Below are 24,273 nucleotides of genomic sequence, written 5' to 3'. Positions count from 1 at the left end.
ATAAATGGAGTTGCGCTGATATATTTAGAAAATCGCCGATATAAATGGAGTTGCGCTGATATATTTAGAAAATCGCCGATATAAATGGAGTTGCGCTGATATATTTAGAAAATCGCCAATATAAATGGAGTTACGTCGATATATTGGGAGAATCGCTGATATAAACTTAACTACTATCGTACTTTGTTAGAGAAGGTGTTCAGTGGAATGTTTTTCTAAAATTTGTAAAATGATCTTTACTTGTAATTGGAAAATATTTATAATTCAAGTAAAGATATCTTTACTTTTGAAGGTGGATCCTATGGGTGTGAAAAATAAAATTAAAGAATTAAGAAAGCAAAATCATATAACACAAGTTGAAATGGCAAAGGTGATGCAGGTAACGCGTCAGACGATTATAGCGATTGAAAATCACCATTACAATCCGAGTCTAGAGTTATCCCTAAAAATCGCCAAATATTTTGGGATGAAGGTGGAGGAAATCTTTACGCTGGAGTAAGGGGAGAGGAAATAAATGATAAGTTTGAGAGATTTCAATTAGATTAAACGTTTAAATATATAAGGACTGGTTTTGGGGTATTAATTAGTATGTTATCAATGAGCGTATTAACAAAGACTAGCAAATAGATATATAAAGGGGAAGCGGAATGGGATTACCGGTGTTATGTGTCGCTACAGCTATTTTTGCACTTCTTTGGGGAATGCAAAATTTCTCTCGTAATCCAGTGCCAAGTATTTGTATTATGATTGGTACTGTTGGTTTATCGTATTATTTATTAGTTTCAACTCATTACCATAAAACAGCAACAAGTGTTGTTGTTGGAGCACTTATTTTATTTTGTGGGCGCGCTGTACAAAAAGGATTATTTCCGTAAAAGCTGTTTATACAATGAGTATAAACAGCTTTTTGTATTTTTTTTACAAAAGTCTTGAAAGTTACGTAACGTCATCTTTTATAATGAAGGGGAAGAGGTGATGGCAGTGATTTCAATACAAGAATTGACGAGAGAGACAGGGGTAACAGTACGTACATTACGTTATTATGATCAAATAGATTTATTAAAGCCGAGCGGGAAAACAGAAGGCGGGCATCGTTTATATAGTGAAGCTGACGTAATACGTCTCCAACAAATTTTATTTTTAAAAGAAATGGGATTTTCACTAAAAGAGTCTGCGAATATGTTAGTAAAAGGTGAGCTTAACTTAAAGGATTCGCTTGAAAAACAACTTCGGTTTGTACAGGAAGAACAAAAGAAATTCAATCGAATGGAGCGCGTTTTACAAGCAGTTGTTTATTCGGTGGATGTGGAGGGAGAGCTCGATTGGAAAGTTATGTTTGAACTGATCCAGCTTTCGAAACAGTCTTCTCGTATACGTGAAATATTTCAAAATGAAGTATTTTCAAAGGAAGAACAAAAGTTGCTTCATAATTTGCCAAATATGAGTGAGGAAGATCCCAATGTGTTAGAGTGGGTAGATTTATTAAAGCAATTACGCACTTTTATGAAAGACGGTAAAGAAACTGCAAGTGATGAGGTGCAAGGGGCAATGAAGAGATTAATGCAGAAGTGTTTAGAAATGGCCAATGGTGATGAAGCGTTTTTAGATAAGTTATGGGAAGTTAGAAAATCGAAGGAAGATTCACAGAAAATGAGCATGTATCCAATCGAAGAAGAATTTTTATTATATATGGATGAAGCTTTTCGTATATATGATGAAAAGGAGAAGGATAAATGAGTATACTCGCAGAATATCGTTGGTACTTTTTAATTGGGGCAGAGATTGTATTTTGGTTATCGGCTATCGGTTTCTTTTTACTTCGTTACGGATTCCGTTTGAAGAAGGCAAGCTTTATTATGGGGATTGTACTACTCGTAAATGAAGTGTTCATTTTAACCTTAGGGGTAGTGGACTATTATCAAACAGGAAAGTTTTCTAACTTTCAGATTATTACCGTAATCATTTTATTGTATGCGGTCTTCTACGGGAAAAAGGATTTGAAGAAGCTTGATATATTTGTGCAAAAGTTAGCTGCGAAATGGCGGAATGAACCAGCGCCTGTTATTGAAGAACATATAGAATTAACAGGTATGGCCTATGCAAAGCAGGAAATGAAAAATTGGGTATTACATCTTGTTTTATTCGTTGGTGTGCATATATTCTTTTTCTTCGCGTATGGATTTATTCCATTTGAACAATGGGGAAATTGGTTAGAATCGGGAATCGTTTTAAATAAAGCTGCAAGTCGCGTGAGCCAAGTGTGGGCAATTATATTTTTAGTTGATACAGCAATTTCATTTTCATATGTTATTTTTCCGAAGAAGGAGAAAGGGAAAGAAAAGCTACTTTCGTAGAGGAAAGTAGCTTTTGCAGTATACAAATAATTCTTATAGGAGAGGATGACAATAGGGAAAAGAAGTGGTTTTATATGCCTACTTCTCTTTAGTTTAGTAGCATGCTCACAACCTAACATTACAATTGATAAGAAGAATGATGTCATTGTAAAGGAAGCAGTAACTTCTAATCTAGATAAATTTGAAAAGTTCGTTTTGAATGTGGAACAAGGGGAAGTTGATAAAGTAAGAATTGTACATTATACACATGAAGGTGATCCGGTTTTTCAAACGTTAGAGTATAGTGGAACAGATATAATTCATATGTTAGATAATAGGCAAGATCGATTTGCTGGTAATCATACAGATATAGATGAAGATAGTTGTAAAAGGATTGTTAAAGAGCAGCGTGAATTACAAACGGCTTATAGGTTAATAGACTGTGTGAATGAAAATGGGCGCAATGGATATGATTTATTATATGTACCTAAAAAATAGAGTTAGTAGAGGAAGGAAGTTTTGACTCCTTCCTTTTTCTATGTATATATTGTCGAAAATTTTACCGAATATCTGTTCGTTTTTTTAGGTTTTTTATGGGCATTCGTGGTAAAATAATAATACAGATTTTTATGAGGAGGTCGGATTTTACTTGGAACATCAATTTGAAATTATCTCAGCGTATTCCCCGCAAGGTGATCAGCCGGTAGCTATAGAGAAGCTTGTAGAGGGACTTAATAGTGGAAAGAAAAAGCAAGTGTTGCTTGGAGCGACAGGGACGGGTAAGACATTTACGATTTCAAATGTCATTAAAGAAGTACAGAAGCCAACACTTGTGATGGCTCATAATAAAACGTTAGCAGGACAATTATATAGTGAGCTGAAAGATTTTTTTCCGAATAATGCAGTTGAATATTTTGTTAGTTATTACGATTATTATCAGCCAGAAGCGTATGTACCGCAAACGGATACTTTTATAGAAAAGGATGCGCAAATTAATGATGAAATCGATAAATTGCGTCACTCAGCAACGTCTGCATTATTTGAACGGGACGATGTAATTATCGTTGCGAGTGTTTCGTGTATATATGGTTTAGGTTCTCCGGAAGAATACCGCGAGTTAGTTGTTTCACTTCGAGTTGGTATGGAAAAAGACCGCAATCAATTGCTTCGTGAACTTGTTGATGTACAGTACGGACGTAATGATATTGATTTCAAGCGTGGGACATTCCGTGTGCGCGGAGATGTAGTTGAAATCTTCCCGGCATCACTTGACGAGCATTGTATTCGAATTGAATTTTTCGGTGATGAAATCGATCGTATTCGTGAAGTAAATGCGTTAACAGGTGAAGTATTAGCAGAACGTGATCATGTAGCAATCTTCCCAGCATCTCACTTCGTTACACGTGAAGAAAAAATGAAGGTTGCTATTGAAAATATAGAAAAAGAATTAGAAGAGCGTTTAAAAGAATTAAATGATAATGGTAAGTTGTTAGAAGCGCAGCGTATAGAGCAACGTACACGTTATGATTTAGAAATGATGCGCGAGATGGGCTTTTGTTCAGGGATTGAAAACTATTCCCGTCATTTAACACTTCGTCCAGCGGGTGCAACGCCGTATACGTTATTAGACTATTTTCCGAAGGATTTCTTAATTGTTATGGATGAGTCGCACGTATCAGTGCCGCAAGTAAGAGCAATGTATAACGGGGACCAAGCACGTAAGCAAGTACTTGTGGATCATGGATTCCGTCTGCCATCAGCTTTAGATAATAGACCGCTCACGTTCGATGAGTTTGAAGAGAAAACGAATCAAGTTATTTACGTTTCGGCAACGCCAGGACCATACGAATTAGAGCAGTCACCGGAGGTAATAGAACAAATTATTCGTCCAACAGGGCTTTTAGATCCACCAATTGATATACGACCAATTGAAGGTCAAATTGACGATTTATTAGGAGAAATTCAAGATCGTATTGCAAAAAATGAACGTGTATTAATTACGACTTTAACGAAAAAAATGTCAGAGGATTTAACGGATTACTTAAAAGATGTAGGAATTAAAGTGAACTATCTTCACTCTGAAATTAAAACGTTAGAACGTATTGAAATTATCCGTGACCTTCGCCTTGGTAAGTTTGATGTACTTGTCGGTATTAACTTATTACGAGAAGGATTAGATATTCCAGAAGTATCACTTGTAGCTATTTTAGATGCAGATAAGGAAGGATTCTTGCGTTCAGAACGTTCGTTAATTCAAACGATTGGTCGTGCGGCGCGTAATGAAAACGGCCGCGTTATTATGTACGCAGATCGCATAACGAGATCGATGGGAATTGCAATTGAAGAAACGCAGCGTCGTCGTACTATACAAGAAGCTTACAATGAAGAGCATGGTATCACGCCGAAAACGATTCAAAAAGGCGTTCGTGATGTAATCCGTGCAACGACAGCGGCCGAAGAACCGGAAACATATGAAGCAACTCCTGCTAAGAAGATGACGAAGAAAGAACGTGAGAAAACAATCGCTAAGATCGAAGCAGAGATGAAAGAAGCAGCAAAAGCGTTAGACTTCGAGCGTGCAGCTGAATTAAGAGATTTACTATTAGAATTAAAAGCGGAAGGGTGAAAAGAGTGAGCATGAGCAAGGATTTTATCGTTGTAAAAGGTGCTAGAGCACATAACTTAAAAAATATTGATGTAACCATTCCGAGAAATCAGCTTGTTGTTGTAACGGGATTGTCTGGTTCAGGGAAATCATCATTAGCGTTTGATACAATTTATGCAGAAGGGCAGCGCAGATATGTAGAATCGTTATCTGCGTATGCACGCCAATTTTTAGGACAAATGGATAAACCGGATGTCGATACGATTGAAGGGTTGTCACCAGCGATTTCGATTGATCAAAAAACAACGAGTCGTAATCCACGTTCAACTGTCGGGACAGTGACGGAGATTTATGATTATTTACGTTTATTATTCGCACGAATTGGTACGCCGATTTGTCCAAATCACGGAATTGAAATTACATCACAAACAGTGGAACAGATGGTAGACCGTGTTCTTGAATATCCTGAACGTACGAAATTACAAGTGTTAGCTCCTATCGTGTCTGGACGTAAAGGTGCACATGTGAAAGTACTTGAAGATATTAAGAAGCAAGGGTATGTTCGTGTACGTGTTGATGGTGAAATGCTAGATGTGTCAGAAGAGATTACGTTAGATAAAAATAAAAAGCATTCTATTGAAGTTGTAATTGACCGTATTGTTGTAAAGGAAGGAATTGCGAGTCGTCTTGCGGATTCTCTTGAAAGTGCATTAAAGCTTGGCGGGGGACGAGTGTTAATCGATGTTATGGGAGAAGAGGAACTTCTATTTAGTGAACATCATGCATGTCCGCATTGTGGTTTTTCAATTGGTGAATTAGAGCCACGTATGTTCTCATTCAACAGTCCGTTCGGTGCATGTCCTTCTTGTGATGGACTTGGCTCAAAGTTAGAGGTAGATTTAGAGCTTGTCATTCCGAACTGGGATTTAACATTAAATGAACATGCGATTGCTCCTTGGGAACCGACAAGTTCACAATATTACCCACAACTTTTACAATCTGTGTGTAATCATTACGGCGTTGACATGGATATGCCTGTGAAAGATATACCGAAAGATTTATTTGATAAAGTGTTGTACGGGAGCGGTGAAGAGAAAGTTTATTTCCGCTATGTAAATGAATTTGGTCAAGTAAAGGAAAATGAGATTTTATTTGAAGGTGTTATTCCGAATATAGAGCGTCGTTATCGTGAGACGAGTTCTGATTATGTTCGTGAACAAATGGAGAAATATATGGCGGAGCAAGCTTGTCCGAAGTGTAAAGGCGGACGCTTAAAGCCTGAGAGTTTAGCTGTTTTCGTTGGTGATAAAACGATTGCTGACGTAACGAAATATTCTGTTCAAGAAGTACAGGAATTCTTCTCAAATGTTGAGTTAACGGAGAAACAACAAAAAATTGCTCATTTAATTTTAAGAGAAATTCAAGAACGTGTAGGTTTCTTAGTAAACGTTGGCTTAGATTATTTAACGTTAAGTCGTGCGGCTGGTACTTTATCAGGTGGTGAGGCACAACGTATTCGCCTAGCAACACAAATTGGTTCTCGACTCACTGGCGTACTTTACATCCTTGATGAGCCTTCTATCGGTTTACATCAGCGCGATAATGATCGTCTTATTCGTACATTGCAGGAAATGCGTGACTTAGGAAATACGTTAATTGTTGTTGAGCATGATGAAGATACGATGATGGCTGCTGATTATTTACTTGATATCGGACCTGGTGCAGGTATTCATGGTGGTCAAGTTGTATCAGCAGGTACACCAGCTGAAGTTATGCAAGATGAGAATTCGTTAACAGGAAAATATTTAAGCGGTAAAGAGTTTATTCCAGTTCCACTTGAAAGACGTAAAGGTGACGGACGTAAAGTGGAGATTGTCGGTGCAAAAGAGAATAACTTAAAGAATGCGAAGATGTCATTCCCACTTGGTACGTTTGTAGCGGTAACGGGTGTATCTGGATCAGGTAAAAGTACGATGATTAATGAAGTACTATATAAATCGTTAGCGCAAAAGTTATATAAAGCGAAAGCGAAGCCAGGTGCTCATAAAGAGATTAAAGGTCTTGAGCATTTAGATAAAGTAATTGATATTGATCAATCGCCAATCGGTCGTACACCACGTTCTAACCCAGCGACGTATACAGGTGTATTCGATGATATTCGTGATGTGTTTGCTCAAACGAATGAAGCGAAAGTGCGCGGATATCAAAAAGGACGTTTTAGCTTTAATGTGAAAGGCGGACGTTGTGAAGCGTGCCGTGGTGATGGAATTATTAAAATCGAAATGCACTTCTTACCAGACGTATACGTGCCGTGTGAAGTTTGTCATGGTAAACGTTACAACCGTGAAACGTTAGAAGTGAAATATAAAGATAAGAACATTTCTGAAGTATTAGGAATGACAATTGAAGATGGGGTAGAGTTCTTCGCTAATATCCCAAAAATTAAGCGTAAACTTCAAACGCTTGTAGACGTTGGGCTAGGTTATATGAAATTAGGACAGCCGGCAACGACGTTATCAGGTGGTGAAGCACAGCGCGTGAAATTAGCCTCTGAATTACACCGTCGTTCTACAGGGCGTACGTTATACATTTTAGACGAACCAACGACGGGTTTACATGCACATGATATTGCACGTCTTCTAGAAGTGTTGCAACGTCTTGTAGAGAGTGGTGAGACGGTACTTGTAATTGAACATAATTTAGATGTAATTAAAACAGCTGATTATATCGTTGACCTTGGACCAGAGGGCGGGGACAAAGGTGGACAAATCGTCGCTTCTGGAACGCCAGAGCAAGTAGTAAAAGAAGAACGCTCGTATACAGGTAAGTATTTAAAAGAGATTTTAAATCGTGATAAAGCAAGAATGAAAGAGAAAATAAAAGAAGTAGAGCTATCGCAATAAGTTTATTACGAAAAACCGAGTGGAAATGACACTCGGTTTTTCGTTCATAGGGGGAGAAAATGGAGTTTATAGATGTTTTAAGAAAGAAAAATATGAAGGTAAGAGAGTTTCAAAATTGGGGTGTTTATTTTCGCAAGCGCTGGGAGGAGCATTTTGCAAACCATTTAAGTGATGAAGAAAAAGAAGACATTTTCCTTTATGGAGATAAGTATGGCTGTGGGTATCTTTGGCACATATTTAGTTATGAGAAGAAGAAGTGTTTAGAGGGGAAAGAAGCGGAGAACGCGTTTCATAATGAAGTGAAAAAGGAGTGCTATATCTTCTATCAACACTGTAATGATGTACTACTAATAAAAGATGCGAGTTTATTAAGTATGGATGATATATTACGTGAAACAGATGATATGTATAAAGGTGATATATATATTGTAGATAAAGATTTCACTTGGACTTTTGTAAAAACTCATGAAGATAGATGGTGTGGTCCTTATTTTACTAGGAGATGTTAGTAGGTATACAAGCATGAAGGGTAGAATAAGTTGATATAAGTGTTTGTATGATACTTGCGTTTATTGTCTATTAGCGTATGATGAAATATATATGTCAAAAGGATGTGTAAGAAAATGAGATGGATTGTATCACTTCTTGTAAATAGCGTTGTGTTAATCGCTGTATCGGGACTTTTAAAAGGGATTGCACCAGACGCGTTTTACGTAGCAAATATACAAACTGCAATTATTGCGAGTATTATATTGGCGGTTTTAAATGTGTTTGTAAAACCATTTTTAATTTTAATTACGCTACCAATTACTGTTGTAACGTTCGGGTTCTTCTTAATTGTTATTAATGCGATTACGTTAAAAATAACAGATTCATTATTAGGAGATGCTTTTAATATAACAGGGTTTGGCGTAGCAATTATTGCGGCAATTTGTATTTCTATTTTTAATATGATAATTGAAAAGGCAATTGTTGAACCGTTATATGAAAAAAAGAGAAAATGACAAAAAGAAAAACATTTCATCATTCGTATGAAATGTTTTTTTCTATTTATGAGAAACCGTATTTCTTGTTTCCAGAAAAAAATGGTACAATATCCGGTAGAATGGAATTTTACATCAAACGAGACTGAACCCGCAGCGGAGTGGAGGTTTATACATATGCCAAAAGTAAGGACAAAAGATTTAATTGAACAATTTCAATTGGAGTTAATAAGTGGTGAAGAAGGAATTCATCGTCCGATTGATACAAGTGATTTATCACGACCTGGAATTGAAATGGCAGGATTCTTTACATATTATCCAGCTGATCGCGTGCAGCTTCTTGGAAAAACGGAGCTTACGTTCTTTGATACGTTAACGACAGAGCAAAAACAAGAGAGAATGAAAGCGCTTTGTACCGAGGAGACGCCATGTATTATTATAACTCGTAATCAAGATGTACCAGATGAGTTATTACAAGCATCACGTGAATCAGGCATGCCTTTATTACGTTCTTCTCAAACGACAACGAGATTATCAAGTCGTTTAACAAATTATTTAGAAGGTAAGTTAGCACCAACAACTGCTGTTCATGGTGTATTAGTAGATATTTACGGTGTTGGTGTTTTAATTACAGGTCAAAGTGGTGTTGGTAAAAGTGAGACAGCTCTTGAACTTGTGAAGCGTGGCCATCGCCTTGTTGCGGATGATAGTGTAGAAATTCGCCAAGAAGATGAAGACACATTAGTAGGAAGCTCACCAGATTTAATTGAGCATTTATTAGAAATTCGTGGTCTAGGCATTATTAACGTTATGACGTTATTCGGTGCAGGGGCAGTGCGAAATTATAAGCGTATTACACTTGTTATTAATCTTGAAATTTGGGATCAAAAGAAAAATTATGATCGCTTAGGTCTTGATGAAGAGAAGATGAAGATTATTGATACAGAACTTACGAAGATTACACTTCCAGTTCGCCCTGGTCGAAACTTGGCTGTTATTATTGAAGTAGCAGCAATGAACTTCCGTTTGAAACGTATGGGAGTCAATGCGGCACAACAGTTTTCTGAACGATTAATGAGTGCGATTGAGTTAGGGAATCAGGAGTAAACTTTGGAGAGGGAGGTCATACATATGCTGTTAGGTTCTGTACCACAGCTTGACCGCGTAGCCATCCAACTTGGGCCGTTTCCTGTTTATTGGTATGGGATTATTATCGGTACAGGTGTGCTATTAGGTCTTTGGCTAGCAACTCGTGAGGGAGAAAGGCTAGGTATTCCAAAAGATACATTTGTTGACCTTGTATTAATTGCAGTACCGATCGCTATTCTATTTGCGAGAATGTACTATGTTATTTTTGAATGGGAATATTACGCGCAAAATCCGAGTCAAATTATTAATATTCGTCAAGGTGGTTTGGCGATTCATGGTGGTTTAATCGGGGCTGTTATTACAGGTATTCTTTTTGCAAAACGACGCGGGCTTTCATTCTGGAAGTTGGCGGATATTGCTGCGCCGAGTATTTTATTAGGACAAGCAATTGGCCGATGGGGAAACTTTATGAACCAAGAGGCGCATGGTGATGAAGTAACGAGACAGTTTTTAGAAGGTCTTCATTTACCAGATTTCATTATTAATCAAATGTATATCGAGGGTGTGTATTATCACCCGACGTTTTTATATGAATCATTATGGAATTTTGCAGGTGTCATTTTATTACTCGCACTACGAAAAGTGAATTTACGACGCGGGGAATTATTCTTTACATATTTAATTTGGTATTCAGTAGGGCGCTTCTTCGTAGAAGGCTTACGTACAGATAGTTTAATGCTAGGACCACTTCGTATTGCACAAGTAATGTCAATTGGACTTGTTGTTATTTCTATTATTTTCATTATTGTGAGACGAAAAATGGGGCAAGCTGATAAAAGATATTCAGAAAATTAGAGACAAGTAGCATCTTATTATAAGATGCTGCTTCTTTCATATTCAGGAAAGCGAAAGGACTAGGGCGATGCAAATAAATACAGTGTTATTTGATTTAGATGGAACTTTAATTAATACAAACGAACTTATTATTTCTTCTTTTTTACACACTTTAAATACATATTATCCAGATCAATATAAGCGTGAAGATGTGCTGCCATTTATCGGTCCATCTTTGCATGATACTTTCAGCAAGATTGATGAAAATAAAGTTGAAGAGATGATTACATGTTATCGTCAATTTAACCATGAGCATCATGATGAATTAGTAGAGGAATATGAAACTGTATACGAAACAGTTCAAGAGTTGAAAAAACAAGGTTATAAAGTTGGTATTGTTACAACGAAAGCGAGACAAACCGTTGAGATGGGATTAAAGTTGTCAAAGCTTGATGAGTTTTTTGATGTTGTCGTGACAATTGATGATGTGGAACATGTGAAGCCACATCCAGAACCACTTCAAAAAGCGCTCGAGTTACTAGATGCGAAACCAGGAGAAACAGTGATGGTTGGGGATAATCACCATGATATTGTCGGCGGACAAAATGCGGGTACGAAAACAGCTGCGGTTTCATGGACTTTGAAAGGTAGAGCGTATTTAGAATCTTACAAACCAGACTTTATGCTAGATAAAATGAGTGATTTACTGCCGATTTTGTCCGGTATTAACCGATCATAAGTAGAGGAGAGGGTTAAGTGCGACGGACAACGCGCTATCCTGTTTCAGGAGAGAATTCATTATGGAATGTGTATAAAACCGTGTCTTTTTGGAAGGTAATGAAAAACTTTATTATTATTCAAATTGCACGTTACACACCATTTTTATCTGTGAAGAATTGGTTATATCGTACGTTTTTAGGAATGAAAGTAGGAGGAAAAACATCATTTGCACTTATGGTTATGCCGGATATTATGTTTCCCGAAAAAATTACTGTGGGTGACAATTCAATTATCGGATATAATACAACGCTTTTAGCACATGAATATTTGATTCGTGAATATCGACTTGGAGAGATCGTCATAGGGAATGAAGTGATGATTGGAGCGAACACGACAATCTTACCAGGGGTAAGGATTGGAGATAGCGCCATTGTTTCGGCTGGAACACTTGTCCATAAAGATGTACCGAGCGGCGCTTTCGTAGGTGGAAATCCAATGCGTATTATTTATACGAAAGAGGAAATGGCGGCCCGAGAAGGTTGATGCTAAAAATGTAACATTTCTTTTCTTTTTTTATGAATAAAAAGGAAATAATTGAGTATAATATACTGTTTTGTTTTTTACGGAATCGTTTATACTTATAGATAGAAGAATGTGTGAGCGAAGAAAACAAAAAACTGGAGGATATATGGGGAAAAATCAAAGGATATATAAGGAGAACGGACAAGTTATCTCTTTTAACCAATTAGCGGACTTCTTTTATAAAAAAGGGATGAGGGCTTACAAAGGACAAAAATTGCAAGATGCAATTAAATATTTTCGAAGAGCGGCACAAAGCGAGAAGGAGCCGTTTATTTTATGCCAATTAGCAATAGCGTTATCTGAGGCTGGTGAATACCAAGAGTCGAATCAGATATTTCTAAAGCTTGCTAGATCCAACCCTGAACTTGAACAATGCTATTATTTTATTGCAAATAATTATGCATATATGGGTTTATTTCAACAAGCGAAGAAGTATGCGGATCGATATTTAGAAGTTGCGAAAGAGAAGGAATTTGTAGAAGATACATTAGAATTGCTTGAGATTATGGAAGAAGAAGCAATGGGTGCGGAAGAGATTGAGGATGAAGATGATTTAATTGTTATGCAAGAAGAGGCAAATCGTTATATTCGTAATGGACAATTAGAAGAAGCAATTGCTACATTAGAAATTGTTACGAAAGATTATCCGGAATTTTGGTCGGGTCATAATAATTTAGCCATCGCACATTTTCAATCTGGTAATGTAGACAAAGCGTTGAAATTAACGGAAATGATTTTAGAGAAAAATCCTGGTAATATACATGCGCTTTGTAATACGCTTATTTTTCTATATTCAATTGGGGAACATAAACAAGTAGAAGCATTAGCGGGACAGCTAGTTTCAGTATATCCGATTTCATTTGAACATCGTTTGAAACTTGGAACGACCCTTGCAACAATTGGTTATTTCGAGCATGCATATAAGTGGTTCAAAGTATTAAAGCGTCAAGGATATGAGGGAGACGTAAGTTTTTATTATTGGTTTGCGTATTCTGCGTATATGGTGAAAAATCAGCAAGTAGCTGAAAAAATGTGGCAACATGTAGTAGAATTGCACCCTGATAAAAAAGGAAAAGAGCCGTGGAACGCACTAAATTTAGCGGATGAAGGGCAAAACGTGTTGTTTGAAGAATTACAAAAGTCATTTCAGCAAAGTGCGACGCTAGAGGAGCAAATGCTAGCTTTATATTTAATGAATGAATTGTCAACACCAGAGAAGGTCGGATTCTTTTTTGATGTAACGCAAGTGAAAAATGGTGTTCCAATTGTATCGCAACTTGCAAAGTATTTCTTTTTACTTAATAGTCATAAAGGTATTCCTGCTGATTTACAGCAATTTGAACAATGCGCGCGAATCGCGGACGCATTATATAATTATACGAAAAAGGACGATGAACTAATCGAAGAGTGTTTACACTTTTGGTTTTGTACGTTCATACGTTTATATACATCCGGGTCTGTTTTTACAAACGTGTACGGTTGGTCGGCGGCAATTGAATATATTGTGCGCGGCGAACAAGGAAATAAGATGACACAGTCGGAGCTTGGAGATGTATATAATGTATCTGTAGCGACTGTTCGAAAGTATGTGCAAGTTGTTAAGCGTACGCACACATAGTATAAGCAAATCATTGGGAAAAAAATGATGCTAACAGTATAATGAGGGTAACTTAATTGTGTAGGAATGGATAGGAGTGAATGGTGTGTCAGAAGAAAAAATTTATGATGTCATTATTATTGGTGCAGGACCAGCTGGTATGACAGCTGCAGTATATACATCTCGTGCGAATTTAAGCACATTAATGCTTGAGCGTGGTATTCCAGGTGGCCAAATGGCAAACACAGAAGATGTAGAAAATTATCCAGGTTATGAGTCTATTTTAGGACCAGACTTATCAAATAAAATGTTCGAGCATGCGAAGAAATTTGGTGCTGAATATGCATATGGTGATGTGAAAGCAGTCATCGATGGTAAAGAATATAAAACAATTATTGCTGGTAAAAAAGAATATAAAGCACGTGCAATTATCGTTGCAAGCGGTGCAGAATATAAAAAAATTGGTGTGCCAGGTGAAACAGAGCTTGGCGGCCGCGGTGTATCATATTGTGCAGTATGTGATGGGGCATTCTTTAAAGGAAAAGAACTCGTTGTTATTGGAGGCGGAGATTCAGCTGTTGAAGAGGGTGTGTTCTTAACGCGCTTCGCATCAAAAGTAACAATCGTTCACCGTCGTGATACTCTTCGTGCACAGAAAATTTTACAAGATCGTGCATTCCAAAACGAGAAAGTGGATTTCATTTGGAATCACACTATAAAAGAAATTAATGATGCAAATGGTAAAGTAGGAAGTGTAACACTTGTAGACGTAAATAGTGGAGAAGAGAAAGAAGTAAAAACTGATGGCGTTTTCGTATACATCGGTATGTTACCTTTATCAAAACCATTTGTTGAACTAGGTATTACAAATGAAAATGGTTACCTTGAAACGAACGAGCGTATGGAAACGAAAGTTCCTGGTATTTTCGCAGCAGGTGATGTTCGTGAAAAAATGCTTCGTCAAATTGTAACGGCAACAGGTGACGGTAGTATTGCTGCACAAAGTGCACAACATTACGTAGAAGAATTATTAGAGGAATTAAAAACTGTAACAGAAAAATAAGGGGTAATACTCCTTTTGAGAAGAAAGCTACCGATAGGAGCTTTCTTTTTTTATGTAAAAATGTCAAAGTTTTGTCAAAAACAATTAGGATTATAAGCTTTCTTATTGATATACTGGACTTTACGGAAAAAATCACTATAAGAAATGAGGAATTTATTCAGTATGGAATGGCGTAATATATATCGTGGATTTTGTATGGGAGTTAGTGATTTAATTCCTGGTGTGAGCGGCGGTACAATCGCTGTAGTGTTAGGGATTTATGAACAATTGCTTGCGGCAATTAGCGGGTTCTTTAGTCGTGAATGGAAAAAACATTTAGGATTTTTAATTCCCCTTGCAGCTGGTGTGGCGGCAGCGTTTTTAACGTTAAGTCACGTTATTAAATATTTACTTGCAAATCATTATGAACCGACTCAATTTTTCTTCCTCGGTTTAATTATTAGTATATTACCGATGTTAATGAGAGAAGCTGATGCAAAGGCGACGTTTAAAGGTAAGCACATCGCTTTATTAATAATTGCAGCTATTCTTGTTGCGATAACAGCGTTCTTTAAGCCAGATAAGGCAGCAGATCCAATTACGACGTTAACAATTTTAAATGCAATCGGTTTATTTTTCGCAGGATGGATGGCTAGTATGGCTATGCTCCTTCCTGGAATTAGCGGATCGTTTATTTTATTAATTATTGGTGTTTATCCAACGGCAATTAACGCTTTAACTACACTTAATTTACCATTAATTATGGTTATTGGTGCTGGTGTTATGGTCGGATTTGTTGTAAGTAGTAAAGGAATTAGCTTTTTATTAGATCGTTATAAAAATATGACATTTGCAGTAATTATTGGACTTGTTATCGGTTCGATTGTAATTGTTTTCCCTGGTATTCCAACTGGCGGATTTTCAATTGTAAGTTCGATCATTACCTTCATTTTAGGATTTACGATTGTTACTTATTTCGGTAAGAAATAAAGAATGTAATCCCCTTAGCGATAAAAATCGTTAAGGGGATTTTTATGTGTGATTCATTGTAATTGCAAGCATTTAGATTGCTTGTTATAGAAAGCTTTTTTACAATTGTTGAGGACTATGTGTTTAGCGAAAGAGGACTGGCTCCTTCGTTGTAGCAAACTGTTTTTGATAGTATAATGAAATGAGTATGCAGTGATAAATTTTGCTGCAAGTAGCTGAGGTGAGGAAACATGCAAAGAGTGACAAACTGTGTGTTAATTAGAGATAATGAAGTACTCTTACTCCAAAAACCTCGCCGAAATTGGTGGGTTGCACCAGGCGGGAAGATGGAGCGTGGTGAGACAGTAAGAGATTCCGTTGTTCGCGAGTATCGTGAAGAAACAGGTATTTATTTAAAGAACCCAGCGTTAAAAGGGGTCTTCACCTTTGTCATCCAAGAAGGTGATAAAGTTGTTTCTGAATGGATGATGTTCTCCTTTTTAGCGACAGATTTTGCAGGAGAAAACAAACTAGAGAGCGAAGAAGGCATCATTGGTTGGCATACATTTGATAAGATTGATGATTTAGCAATGGCGCCAGGAGATTATCACATTATTGATTATTTAATTAAAGGGAATGGTATAATCTACGGTACATTTGTATATACCCCAGATTTTGAGCTGCTTTCATATCGATTAGATCCGAGTTAAATTGCCAAGGAGAGGATACGATGACAGAGAATAATGATATAAAAATGGTGATTATTACAGGAATGTCTGGAGCCGGAAAAACAGTAGCTTTACAAAGTTTTGAAGATTTAGGATATTTTTGTGTAGATAATTTACCGCCGATGTTATTGCCGAAGTTTATTGAGCTTATGTCGGATTCAAAAGGGAAAATGAATAAAGTAGCGCTTGGCGTTGATTTACGTGGCCGAGAGTTTTTCGAACATTTATGGGGAGCGCTTGATGATTTATCAGAACGTACATGGATTATTCCTCATATTTTATTTTTAGATGCGAAAGATAGTACGCTTGTAACTCGTTATAAAGAAACGAGACGTTCGCATCCGCTTGCGCCGACTGGTTTGCCGTTAAAGGGAATCGAAGCGGAGCGTAGTTTATTAACAGATATGAAGGCACGAGCGAATATTGTGCTTGATACATCGGATTTAAAACCGAAAGAATTACGTGAAAAAATTGTTCATTTGTTTTCTACTGAAACTGAGCAAGCATTTCGTGTAAATGTTATGTCCTTTGGATTTAAGTACGGTATTCCAATTGATGCAGATTTAGTATTTGATGTTCGTTTTTTACCAAATCCATATTACATTCCACATATGAAGCCATTAACAGGACTAGATGAAGAAGTTTCGTCGTATGTACTGAAATTTAATGAGACACATAAGTTTTTAGAGAAACTGATAGATCTCATTACTTTCATGCTGCCTCATTATAAAAGAGAAGGCAAAAGTCAACTTGTAATTGCAATTGGATGTACAGGTGGACAGCATCGTTCTGTTACGCTTACAGAGTACCTTGGGAAACATTTGAAACCAGAGTATAGCGTTCATGTATCTCATCGTGATGTGGAGAAGAGAAAGGGCCATTAGGGGATGAAAAAAGAGAGAAAACCTAAAATTGTCATCATGGGAGGAGGAACTGGACTCTCTGTTTTATTAAGAGGATTAAAGCAATATCCTGTTGATATTACAGCAGTTGTTACAATCGCTGATGATGGTGGCAGTTCAGGTAGATTACGTGATGAGCTAGAAATTCCACCCCCAGGTGACATTCGTAACGTACTTGTTGCACTGTCGGATGTAGAGCCCCTGGTGGAAGCTTTATTTCAGCATCGTTTCACAACGGGAGACGGACTGAAAGGTCATGCGTTAGGAAATCTGTTATTGGCAGGTATGACCTCGATTACAGGAGACTTTTTCCATGCAATTACAGAAACGAGTAAAGTATTAAATGTCAGAGGACGTGTATTACCAGCAGCGAATCAAAGTGCAGTACTGCATGCAGAACTAGAGGATGGAGAAATTGTAACAGGTGAATCAAAGATTCCGTATTTCGGAAAGAAGATTAACCGTGTCTTTTTAACTCCAGAAGATGTAGAGCCGTTACATGAAACGTTAGCTGAGATTAAACGAGCTGATTTACTTGTTTTCGGTCCAGGAAGTTTGTATACGAGTATATTGCCGAATTTAGTTGTTAATAAAATTGGGGACGCTGTTCTTGCTGCAAAAGCAAAGAAGGTATATGTATGTAATGTTATGACACAAGCGGGTGAAACGATGGGGTATACTGCGTTTGATCATGTGCAGGCGTTACATGATCATTTAGGGCAACCATTTATCGATACTGCAATTGTAAATAATCGTGATATTCCTTGTGAATTACGCAAGTTATATGAGGAAGAAATGTCGACACCAGTTATAGTGGATGAAGAGCGTTTTACTGAAAATAATATTGATGTCATTCAAGATAGATTAGCGAAGTATGATGAGCGTGTTGTAAGGCATGATACGTTAAAGTTAGCTTCTATTTTATATTCACTGTTATAAATGTGCGTTACCTCGTTTTGAGGTAACGCTCCTCATTCATATAGGACAAGATTTTTGTTCCATAATAATCGTATAAGGAGGTGTTGACTGTGTCATTTGCATCGGAAACAAAGAAAGAGTTGACGAATCTTGAGGTGAAGGAATGCTGTGAGAAAGTAGAATTATCAGCATTACTTCGAATGAACGGGTCGCTTTCTTTTTCAAATCGTCGTCTATCTATCGATATTCAAACGGAAAATGCGGCAATTGCAAGAAGGATTTATACGCTTTTGAAAAAAGGATATGACGTAACGGTAGAATTACTTGTTCGTAAAAAAATGCGATTGAAGAAAAATAATGTATATATTGTGCGGCTTGTTGAGAAGTCTCGTGAAATATTAGCAGATCTCCATATTGTCCGGGACGACTTTTCATTTATTCGAAATATATCACAAGAATTAATTGAGAAGAAATGTTGTAAACGATCGTATTTACGAGGTGCATTTTTAGCAGGTGGTTCAGTAAATAACCCAGAAACATCATCTTATCATTTAGAAATCTTTTCGTTATATAAGGAACATAATGATGCTATATGTGAACTGATGAACGGATTTGATTTAAATAGTAAGACGTTGGAAAGAAGAAAAGGGTACATTACGTATTTGAAAGAAGCAGAAAAAATTACGGAATTTTTAAATATTATAGGTGCTCATAACGCACTTTTAAGATTTGAAGATATTCGAATTGTTCGTGATATGCGTAATTCAGTGAATCGACTAGTGAACTGCGAAACAGCTAATTTAAATAAAACAATTGGTGCAGCGCTAAGGCAGATTGAAAATATCCGCTATATTGATGAGTCAGTTGGTCTAGATATTTTGCCAGATAAACTAAGAGAAATTGCGCAACTACGAAGAGATTATCAAGATGTAACATTGAAAGAGTTAGGTGAGATGGTATCCGGGGGGAAAATTAGTAAATCGGGTATTAATCATCGTTTGCGTAAAATCGATGATATTGCAGAGAAATTACGCGCGGGGGAAACGATAGCAAAAAAATAAGAGGTTAAAGGGGAAATGGAGCTGTGGTTCAAAAACAGGTTAAAGTTTCATTAAAAAACGGCTTGCAAGCACGTCCGGCTGCGTTGTTTGTACAAGAGGCAAATCGCTTTCATGCAGATATCTTTATCGAGAAAGATGGAAAGACAGTAAATGCAAAGAGCATAATGGGGATTATGAGCTTAGCAATCGGAACTGGTAGCATGATAACAATTACAACAGAAGGTTCAGATGCAGAAGAGGCTTTAGAAGCATTAGCTGCATATGTACAATAAAATGGCTATCGCGCATGTGCGATAGCTTTTTTGTTTTTGCTGTTTACTTAAGGGGAGTTTGCGGGATAGGGGGTATGTAGCTGGTTTGTCCTTGTCGTAGATTGTCGGTAAATCGATATGTTGTGTCGAACCGTTGATATATTAAAAAAATCGTTGATATAATTTGAGTTTTGTTCGATATAATTGAAAAATCGTTGATATATTTAGGGGGATACCAGGATGGGTATACAGACGGAGGGCATGATAATAAAAAAGCGCCCTGTAATAGGGCGCTTCTGCTTTTAAGTGTATCCAGCTCCGGCGGCTAGAATCTCCGGTCGCTTCGCCCCTTCATTCGAGGCAAAAGGCGCCTCGGAATCAGGGGCTCCATCGTCCTGCGATTCTAAACGAGCCGCTTCCGCTTTAAATCTATTAACGATTTGTAAAGATCTTATCAATTAAGCCGTATTCTAAAGCTCTTTCTGCTGTCATGAAGTTGTCGCGGTCTGTGTCGCGTTGTAGTACTTCAAGTGGTTGACCTGTGCGGTCAGCAAGAATTTGGTTTAATTTTTCACGTAAGAATAGGATACGTTTTGCAGCGATTTCGATTTCAGTCGCTTGACCTTGTGCTCCGCCAAGTGGTTGGTGAATCATTACTTCACTGTTAGGAAGAGCGAAACGTTTTCCTTTTTCACCTGCTGCAAGTAAGAATGCACCCATAGATGCAGCCATACCGATACAGATTGTTGATACTTGTGGTTTAATAAACTGCATTGTATCGTAAATTGCCATACCTGCTGTGATAGAACCACCAGGGCTATTGATGTAGATGTGAATATCTTTTTCTGGATCTTGAGATTCCAAGAATAAAAGCTGGGAAACAATTGAGTTAGCTACGTTGTCATCAATTGCACTACCAAGCATAATGATGCGGTCTTTTAATAGTCGAGAGTAAATATCGTAAGCGCGTTCTCCACGATTTGTTTGTTCAATTACTGTAGGAATTAAATTCATCTGTTATTTCCTCCTTCTAAAGCTTTCTTAGTCTTATAATACAATTATGGTCAATAAAGGTCAAACGAAACCACTTTAAATCAAAAAAATATGTAGTTGTACCATGAAATATTCGCTATGTTTTTGAAATTCCCTGCTTATGTATCTTCAACATCATAACCGAATTACATAAATTTAAACGTCAGGAAAACTGTAGAAAAAAAGAAAAGAACGCCTTTTGATTGAAGCGTTCTTTCGATATTTATTCTTTTAAAAGATAGGTTACTCTATTTAAAATCTTTTCGATTTGTTTCGCGTTTTTACTATACATTTCGCTTGCTGATTTCGATTTTGTTTCTAAAGAAAATAGCTCAAGATCAGCATGACATTTTTTTAAAGATGCCAATAATAAAGGTTTGTTTTGAGGAGAAGGCATTTGGAGTTTGTCATTATAAATGTCGATAGTAAGTTGCCCGTACGAGTCAACTTGACCGAGAAAAACATTTTCAATGACAACGCCGAGCTTTTCTAATTCTGAATGTAGCCAAGCGCGGTTATGCCCGCTTGATGACAGAGGTTCATCTAGTACATTTCCATCCATAATAACAGTTTGTGGTTCCTTCTCGTTTGGTACTTTTAAACCTACGTCTTTTGCTGTAAGTGGTTGGCGATCTTTCTTTAATAATACATTTAATTCACCGCTCGGTTCTAGTACAGCAAATTCAACATCCGCTACGCTGAATGCATTTTTTCCTCGGAGTAGTTCAAGTAATTCGTCACTTGTATATTTTTCTTTCTTTAAGTTATCTTCAAGTATTTTTCCATCTTTTATTAATACGGTAGACTTCCCTTCAAAAAAATCTCGAGCTGTTTTGTTCTTTAAAGAGAGGATTCCTGTGAAAAAGGGTACCGCAGCAAAAATGAGTATCGCAAAGACGCCATGGAAAAACTTTTGATCGAGCCCTGTAGATACTTGGGCAGCGATGTCACCAATCGTCATTCCAGCTATGTATTCAAAAAAGGAAAGTTGGGAGATTTGTCTTTTCCCTAACCATTTTGTAATAGCGAATAACATGATTAATATAAAAACAGAACGGAGAATGACAAGTGTCCATTCAGGTAGGTGAGACATAGCGATTTCCTCCAGTCTGCTTAAAACCCTTTATATTGAGGTTCTTCACGTTCTAATACTGAAACTCTATCCTTAACATCAGCGATGACGCTGTCCATTTCTAACATACATTCATGAAATACGCGTTTTGATTCTTCATCCTGTGAATTTAATGAAAGGGAACTTAAACTTGCTTGAGCACCCCTTAAACTAGCAAGACAAGTTTTTACGCTAGCGATAACAGTCATGCAAACACCTCTTATCCTTTCGGTTTAAATAGTAATGCTCCAATGAAGCCGAAAATAATCGCTGCGGATACACCTGCGCTCGTTACTTTAAACATACCAGTAATTACGCCGACGATTCCATGTTTTGCAGCTTCTTCCATCGCGCCGTGAACGAGGGCATTTCCAAAACTTGTAATAGGTACAGTTGCCCCAGCTCCGGCGAAATCAATTAGTGGTTCATACAAATTGAATCCGTCTAATATAGCTCCAGCAACAACGAGTGTTGCCATTGTATGAGCTGGTGTTAGTTTGCCGACATCAAACATAAGTTGTCCAATTACACATATAAGTCCACCGATTACAAAAGCCCAGAAGAAAATCATTGCGTTGCACCTCCAAATTCAATCGAAACGGCGTGGGCGATACACGGAATCGTTTCTTCTTGTTGGAATGTAAGTGGAGATAGTAAAGCGCCTGTCGCAACGACAAGTATTTTTTTGAATTCTCCTCTTTTCATTCGGTTTAATAAGTGACCGTATACGACTGTCGCTGAACAGCCTGGACCACTTCCGCCGGCTATTACAGGTTGACCTTCTCTATAAATGAGTAGTCCGCAGTCTTGAAATTGTTCACTCGTTACTTCTGTTCCATGTTTATGTAGTAAGTCATAAGCAATTTCGCGTCCAACATGTCCGAGGTCGCCTGTTACGATTAAATCATAGTGAGATGCATCAAGATTTCTTTCTCTTAAATGAGCTTCAATTGTATCGACAGCAGCAGGGGCCATTGCACCTCCCATATTAAATGGATCAGTTAATCCCATATCAACAATGCGCCCAATTGTGGCGGAAGTTACTCTTGGGCCATGTCCTGTATCGCTTAAAATAGCTGCGCCCGCACCAGTTACTGTCCACTGGGCCGTAGGAGGTTTTTGACCACCATATTCAGTTGGATAACGAAATTGTTTTTCCACGGCAGCGTTATGGCTTGAAGCTCCAGTTAATAAATATTTTGCGCCTTTTGCATTTACGATACTTGCACCGAGCGCTAAACCTTCCATAGAAGTAGAGCAAGCGCCAAATAATCCGAGATAAGGTGTGCCAAGTGTGCGGCATGCAAAGCTAGTAGGCGTAATTTGGTTAATTAAATCTCCAGCGAGAACGAATTGAATATCATCTTTCCTAAGTCTCGCTTTTTCTGTAGCACGGCTACAAGCTTCTTCAAACAAAACTTTATGTGCTTTTTCGTAGGAATCTTGTCCGAGCCATAAATCTTCATGAAGGGTATCGAAGTCTTCAGGGATTTTTCCCTTTGCCTCAAAGGGGCCACCGATTACACCTGTTGAAATAATAACTGGTTTGTTTTCGAATACCCATGTTCGGTGTCCTTGTAACATTTATAACCCTCCCCATTGAACGAGAATCGTTTTAATAAGTGCGATGACGAAAGCGGAAAATACGCCAAATAAGATGACTGATCCTGCTAGTTTAAACATGTTACCACCAACGCCGAGAACGAATCCTTCTGTACGGTGTTCAATACATGCGGCAATAACAGAATTACCAAATCCAGTGACGGGAACTGCGGTACCAGCACCAGCAAATTGTCCAAGGCGATCGTAGACGCCAAATCCCGTAAGTAGCATGGAGATAAAAATAAGAGTTGCAACGGTAGGGTTCCCGGCAGAGCGCTCAGTGAAATCAAAATACGTAATATAAAAGGTAGAAATCAGTTGGCCTATTAGACAAATGAATCCGCCGACGAAAAAAGCTTTTATACAATTTTTTAAAACGGGGCGCTTCGGTTCGCGCTGTTGTTCGAATTTTTTATATTCTTGTTGTACAGGTGTTAAGTTTTTATCTTTACTAGACATTTGAATCCTTCCTTCTCTATTAGAAAGCTTAAATATTAGATCCCATTTCTGATTGAATGAGCTTCAATTGTTTTTTGATGCCGTCGTTACTTACTTTCTTTTTCTTAATTTTGTTTTCAAGTTCTTCTATGAGCATAAAGATCTTTTTGTCTGTACTTACATGAATATCAAAAGTAGGATTTTCATCACTTAGTTTCTTTTTTAATTTACTTCGTAAAGGTTTTAAACCAAATCTTTCGTGATGTTCAGGTTTGATGGCTATGTAAAGATCTAAATTTGTATTAACTGCGGTAGCTTCTATAATTCCCTCCATAGCAAGAGCTCTTTTCTTAGCGTCTTGCGATATAGATTGATTAAAGGATTCTGTACTCATTTTTGTTAATTTAGGACCTTTTTTCTCATCTGTTCGCTTCGCTTCTTCTTTCTTTACCTTTTTATCTAACGGGCTATTATCACATCCGGTAAGTGAACCGAATAGCAGCATAAATAACGCGGTTATGATTCCGAGTTTTCGCATTATAATCATTCCATTTCTATCTGCATTATGTAATG

The 24,273-nt window shown here is 37.4% G+C and carries 28 protein-coding genes; 21 read left to right on the top strand and 7 right to left on the bottom strand.

Annotated elements, in window-relative coordinates:
* Window positions 1-301 precede the first annotated feature (301 nt).
* From G9F74_RS09420 to G9F74_RS09320, 21 genes are all read left to right on the top strand, one after another.
* Window positions 302-499, top strand: coding sequence for a helix-turn-helix transcriptional regulator (locus G9F74_RS09420; RefSeq protein WP_000538368.1), 198 nt, complete (start codon window positions 302-304; stop codon window positions 497-499).
* A gap of 148 nt (window positions 500-647) precedes the next feature.
* Window positions 648-875, top strand: coding sequence for a hypothetical protein (locus G9F74_RS09415; protein ID WP_016107236.1), 228 nt, complete (start codon window positions 648-650; stop codon window positions 873-875).
* Window positions 876-975: 100 nt separating this feature from the next.
* The gene (locus G9F74_RS09410) at window positions 976-1,737 is read left to right on the top strand and encodes a MerR family transcriptional regulator (RefSeq protein ID WP_000268449.1); all 762 of its coding nucleotides are present in this window, start codon (window positions 976-978) and stop codon (window positions 1,735-1,737) included.
* Window positions 1,734-2,354 (top strand): hypothetical protein, encoded by a 621-nt coding sequence (locus G9F74_RS09405; protein ID WP_000025216.1) that lies wholly within the window; start codon window positions 1,734-1,736, stop codon window positions 2,352-2,354. Before G9F74_RS09410 ends, G9F74_RS09405 begins: the two co-directional genes overlap by 4 nt.
* A gap of 45 nt (window positions 2,355-2,399) precedes the next feature.
* Window positions 2,400-2,831, top strand: coding sequence for a DUF4362 domain-containing protein (locus tag G9F74_RS09400; RefSeq protein WP_000151995.1), 432 nt, complete (start codon window positions 2,400-2,402; stop codon window positions 2,829-2,831).
* Between the two features lie 151 nt (window positions 2,832-2,982).
* On the top strand, window positions 2,983-4,959 hold the full coding sequence (gene uvrB, locus G9F74_RS09395; RefSeq protein ID WP_000401005.1) for an excinuclease ABC subunit B: 1,977 nt from the start codon (window positions 2,983-2,985) through the stop codon (window positions 4,957-4,959).
* Window positions 4,960-4,970: 11 nt separating this feature from the next.
* A complete protein-coding gene (gene uvrA, locus G9F74_RS09390) occupies window positions 4,971-7,841 on the top strand; it encodes an excinuclease ABC subunit UvrA (protein WP_000030980.1) in 2,871 nt (956 codons plus the stop codon).
* Between the two features lie 59 nt (window positions 7,842-7,900).
* Entirely contained in the window at window positions 7,901-8,350 is a 450-nt protein-coding gene (locus G9F74_RS09385) for a DUF4275 family protein (RefSeq protein WP_000394320.1), read from the top strand.
* 114 nt (window positions 8,351-8,464) lie between these two features.
* The gene (locus G9F74_RS09380; RefSeq protein ID WP_001267312.1) at window positions 8,465-8,845 is read left to right on the top strand and encodes a phage holin family protein; all 381 of its coding nucleotides are present in this window, start codon (window positions 8,465-8,467) and stop codon (window positions 8,843-8,845) included.
* Between the two features lie 156 nt (window positions 8,846-9,001).
* A complete protein-coding gene (hprK, locus tag G9F74_RS09375; protein ID WP_001127251.1) occupies window positions 9,002-9,931 on the top strand; it encodes an HPr(Ser) kinase/phosphatase in 930 nt (309 codons plus the stop codon).
* Window positions 9,932-9,955: 24 nt separating this feature from the next.
* Complete coding sequence (lgt, locus tag G9F74_RS09370; RefSeq protein WP_000924230.1) at window positions 9,956-10,768, top strand: prolipoprotein diacylglyceryl transferase; 813 nt, start codon at window positions 9,956-9,958, stop codon at window positions 10,766-10,768.
* 67 nt (window positions 10,769-10,835) lie between these two features.
* Window positions 10,836-11,486: a pyrophosphatase PpaX gene (gene ppaX / locus G9F74_RS09365; RefSeq protein ID WP_001166730.1), complete on the top strand. Its 651-nt coding sequence runs from the start codon at window positions 10,836-10,838 to the stop codon at window positions 11,484-11,486.
* Window positions 11,487-11,503: 17 nt separating this feature from the next.
* Complete coding sequence (locus tag G9F74_RS09360) at window positions 11,504-12,010, top strand: acyltransferase (RefSeq protein ID WP_001255057.1); 507 nt, start codon at window positions 11,504-11,506, stop codon at window positions 12,008-12,010.
* A gap of 145 nt (window positions 12,011-12,155) precedes the next feature.
* Window positions 12,156-13,667, top strand: coding sequence for a tetratricopeptide repeat protein (locus G9F74_RS09355; protein ID WP_000517712.1), 1,512 nt, complete (start codon window positions 12,156-12,158; stop codon window positions 13,665-13,667).
* A gap of 85 nt (window positions 13,668-13,752) precedes the next feature.
* Entirely contained in the window at window positions 13,753-14,709 is a 957-nt protein-coding gene (gene trxB, locus G9F74_RS09350; RefSeq protein WP_001288066.1) for a thioredoxin-disulfide reductase, read from the top strand.
* A gap of 162 nt (window positions 14,710-14,871) precedes the next feature.
* Entirely contained in the window at window positions 14,872-15,678 is an 807-nt protein-coding gene (locus G9F74_RS09345) for a DUF368 domain-containing protein (RefSeq protein ID WP_000455191.1), read from the top strand.
* Window positions 15,679-15,908: 230 nt separating this feature from the next.
* Window positions 15,909-16,367 (top strand): NUDIX hydrolase, encoded by a 459-nt coding sequence (locus tag G9F74_RS09340; protein ID WP_001190080.1) that lies wholly within the window; start codon window positions 15,909-15,911, stop codon window positions 16,365-16,367.
* 20 nt (window positions 16,368-16,387) lie between these two features.
* Window positions 16,388-17,269 carry an RNase adapter RapZ gene (gene rapZ / locus G9F74_RS09335; RefSeq protein WP_000138467.1) on the top strand — a complete coding sequence of 294 codons (882 nt, stop codon included), beginning with the start codon at window positions 16,388-16,390 and terminating at the stop codon, window positions 17,267-17,269.
* A 3-nt stretch (window positions 17,270-17,272) separates the two neighbouring features.
* On the top strand, window positions 17,273-18,226 hold the full coding sequence (locus G9F74_RS09330) for a gluconeogenesis factor YvcK family protein (protein WP_016107235.1): 954 nt from the start codon (window positions 17,273-17,275) through the stop codon (window positions 18,224-18,226).
* 89 nt (window positions 18,227-18,315) lie between these two features.
* Window positions 18,316-19,266, top strand: a complete 951-nt coding sequence (whiA, locus tag G9F74_RS09325; protein ID WP_000006570.1) for a DNA-binding protein WhiA — start codon at window positions 18,316-18,318, stop codon at window positions 19,264-19,266.
* 23 nt (window positions 19,267-19,289) lie between these two features.
* The gene (locus G9F74_RS09320) at window positions 19,290-19,538 is read left to right on the top strand and encodes an HPr family phosphocarrier protein (RefSeq protein WP_000250298.1); all 249 of its coding nucleotides are present in this window, start codon (window positions 19,290-19,292) and stop codon (window positions 19,536-19,538) included.
* 411 nt (window positions 19,539-19,949) lie between these two features.
* On the opposite strand, the gene clpP is transcribed toward G9F74_RS09320, so the two are convergent.
* The 7 genes from clpP to G9F74_RS09285 form a co-directional block, all read right to left on the bottom strand.
* Window positions 19,950-20,531 carry an ATP-dependent Clp endopeptidase proteolytic subunit ClpP gene (gene clpP / locus G9F74_RS09315; RefSeq protein WP_001049156.1) on the bottom strand — a complete coding sequence of 194 codons (582 nt, stop codon included), beginning with the start codon at window positions 20,529-20,531 and terminating at the stop codon, window positions 19,950-19,952.
* A 241-nt stretch (window positions 20,532-20,772) separates the two neighbouring features.
* A complete protein-coding gene (locus G9F74_RS09310; protein ID WP_000018941.1) occupies window positions 20,773-21,642 on the bottom strand; it encodes a DUF421 domain-containing protein in 870 nt (289 codons plus the stop codon).
* Between the two features lie 20 nt (window positions 21,643-21,662).
* Window positions 21,663-21,869, bottom strand: a complete 207-nt coding sequence (locus G9F74_RS09305; protein WP_000215895.1) for a DUF1657 domain-containing protein — start codon at window positions 21,867-21,869, stop codon at window positions 21,663-21,665.
* Between the two features lie 11 nt (window positions 21,870-21,880).
* Entirely contained in the window at window positions 21,881-22,231 is a 351-nt protein-coding gene (spoVAE, locus tag G9F74_RS09300) for a stage V sporulation protein AE (RefSeq protein WP_000575919.1), read from the bottom strand.
* The gene (gene spoVAD / locus G9F74_RS09295; RefSeq protein WP_016107234.1) at window positions 22,228-23,244 is read right to left on the bottom strand and encodes a stage V sporulation protein AD; all 1,017 of its coding nucleotides are present in this window, start codon (window positions 23,242-23,244) and stop codon (window positions 22,228-22,230) included. The genes spoVAE and spoVAD overlap by 4 nt, the downstream gene beginning before the upstream one ends.
* Entirely contained in the window at window positions 23,245-23,721 is a 477-nt protein-coding gene (spoVAC, locus tag G9F74_RS09290) for a stage V sporulation protein AC (protein ID WP_000095411.1), read from the bottom strand.
* 28 nt (window positions 23,722-23,749) lie between these two features.
* Complete coding sequence (locus tag G9F74_RS09285; protein ID WP_001228529.1) at window positions 23,750-24,238, bottom strand: YhcN/YlaJ family sporulation lipoprotein; 489 nt, start codon at window positions 24,236-24,238, stop codon at window positions 23,750-23,752.
* Window positions 24,239-24,273: the final 35 nt, after the last annotated feature.

The sequence above is a fragment of the Bacillus sp. EKM202B genome (assembly GCF_011066025.1).
Lineage (GTDB): Bacteria > Bacillota > Bacilli > Bacillales > Bacillaceae_G > Bacillus_A > Bacillus_A toyonensis.
The sequence above is the reverse complement of the archived record's forward strand: the minus strand, read 5'-3'. Positions and strand labels throughout refer to the sequence as shown.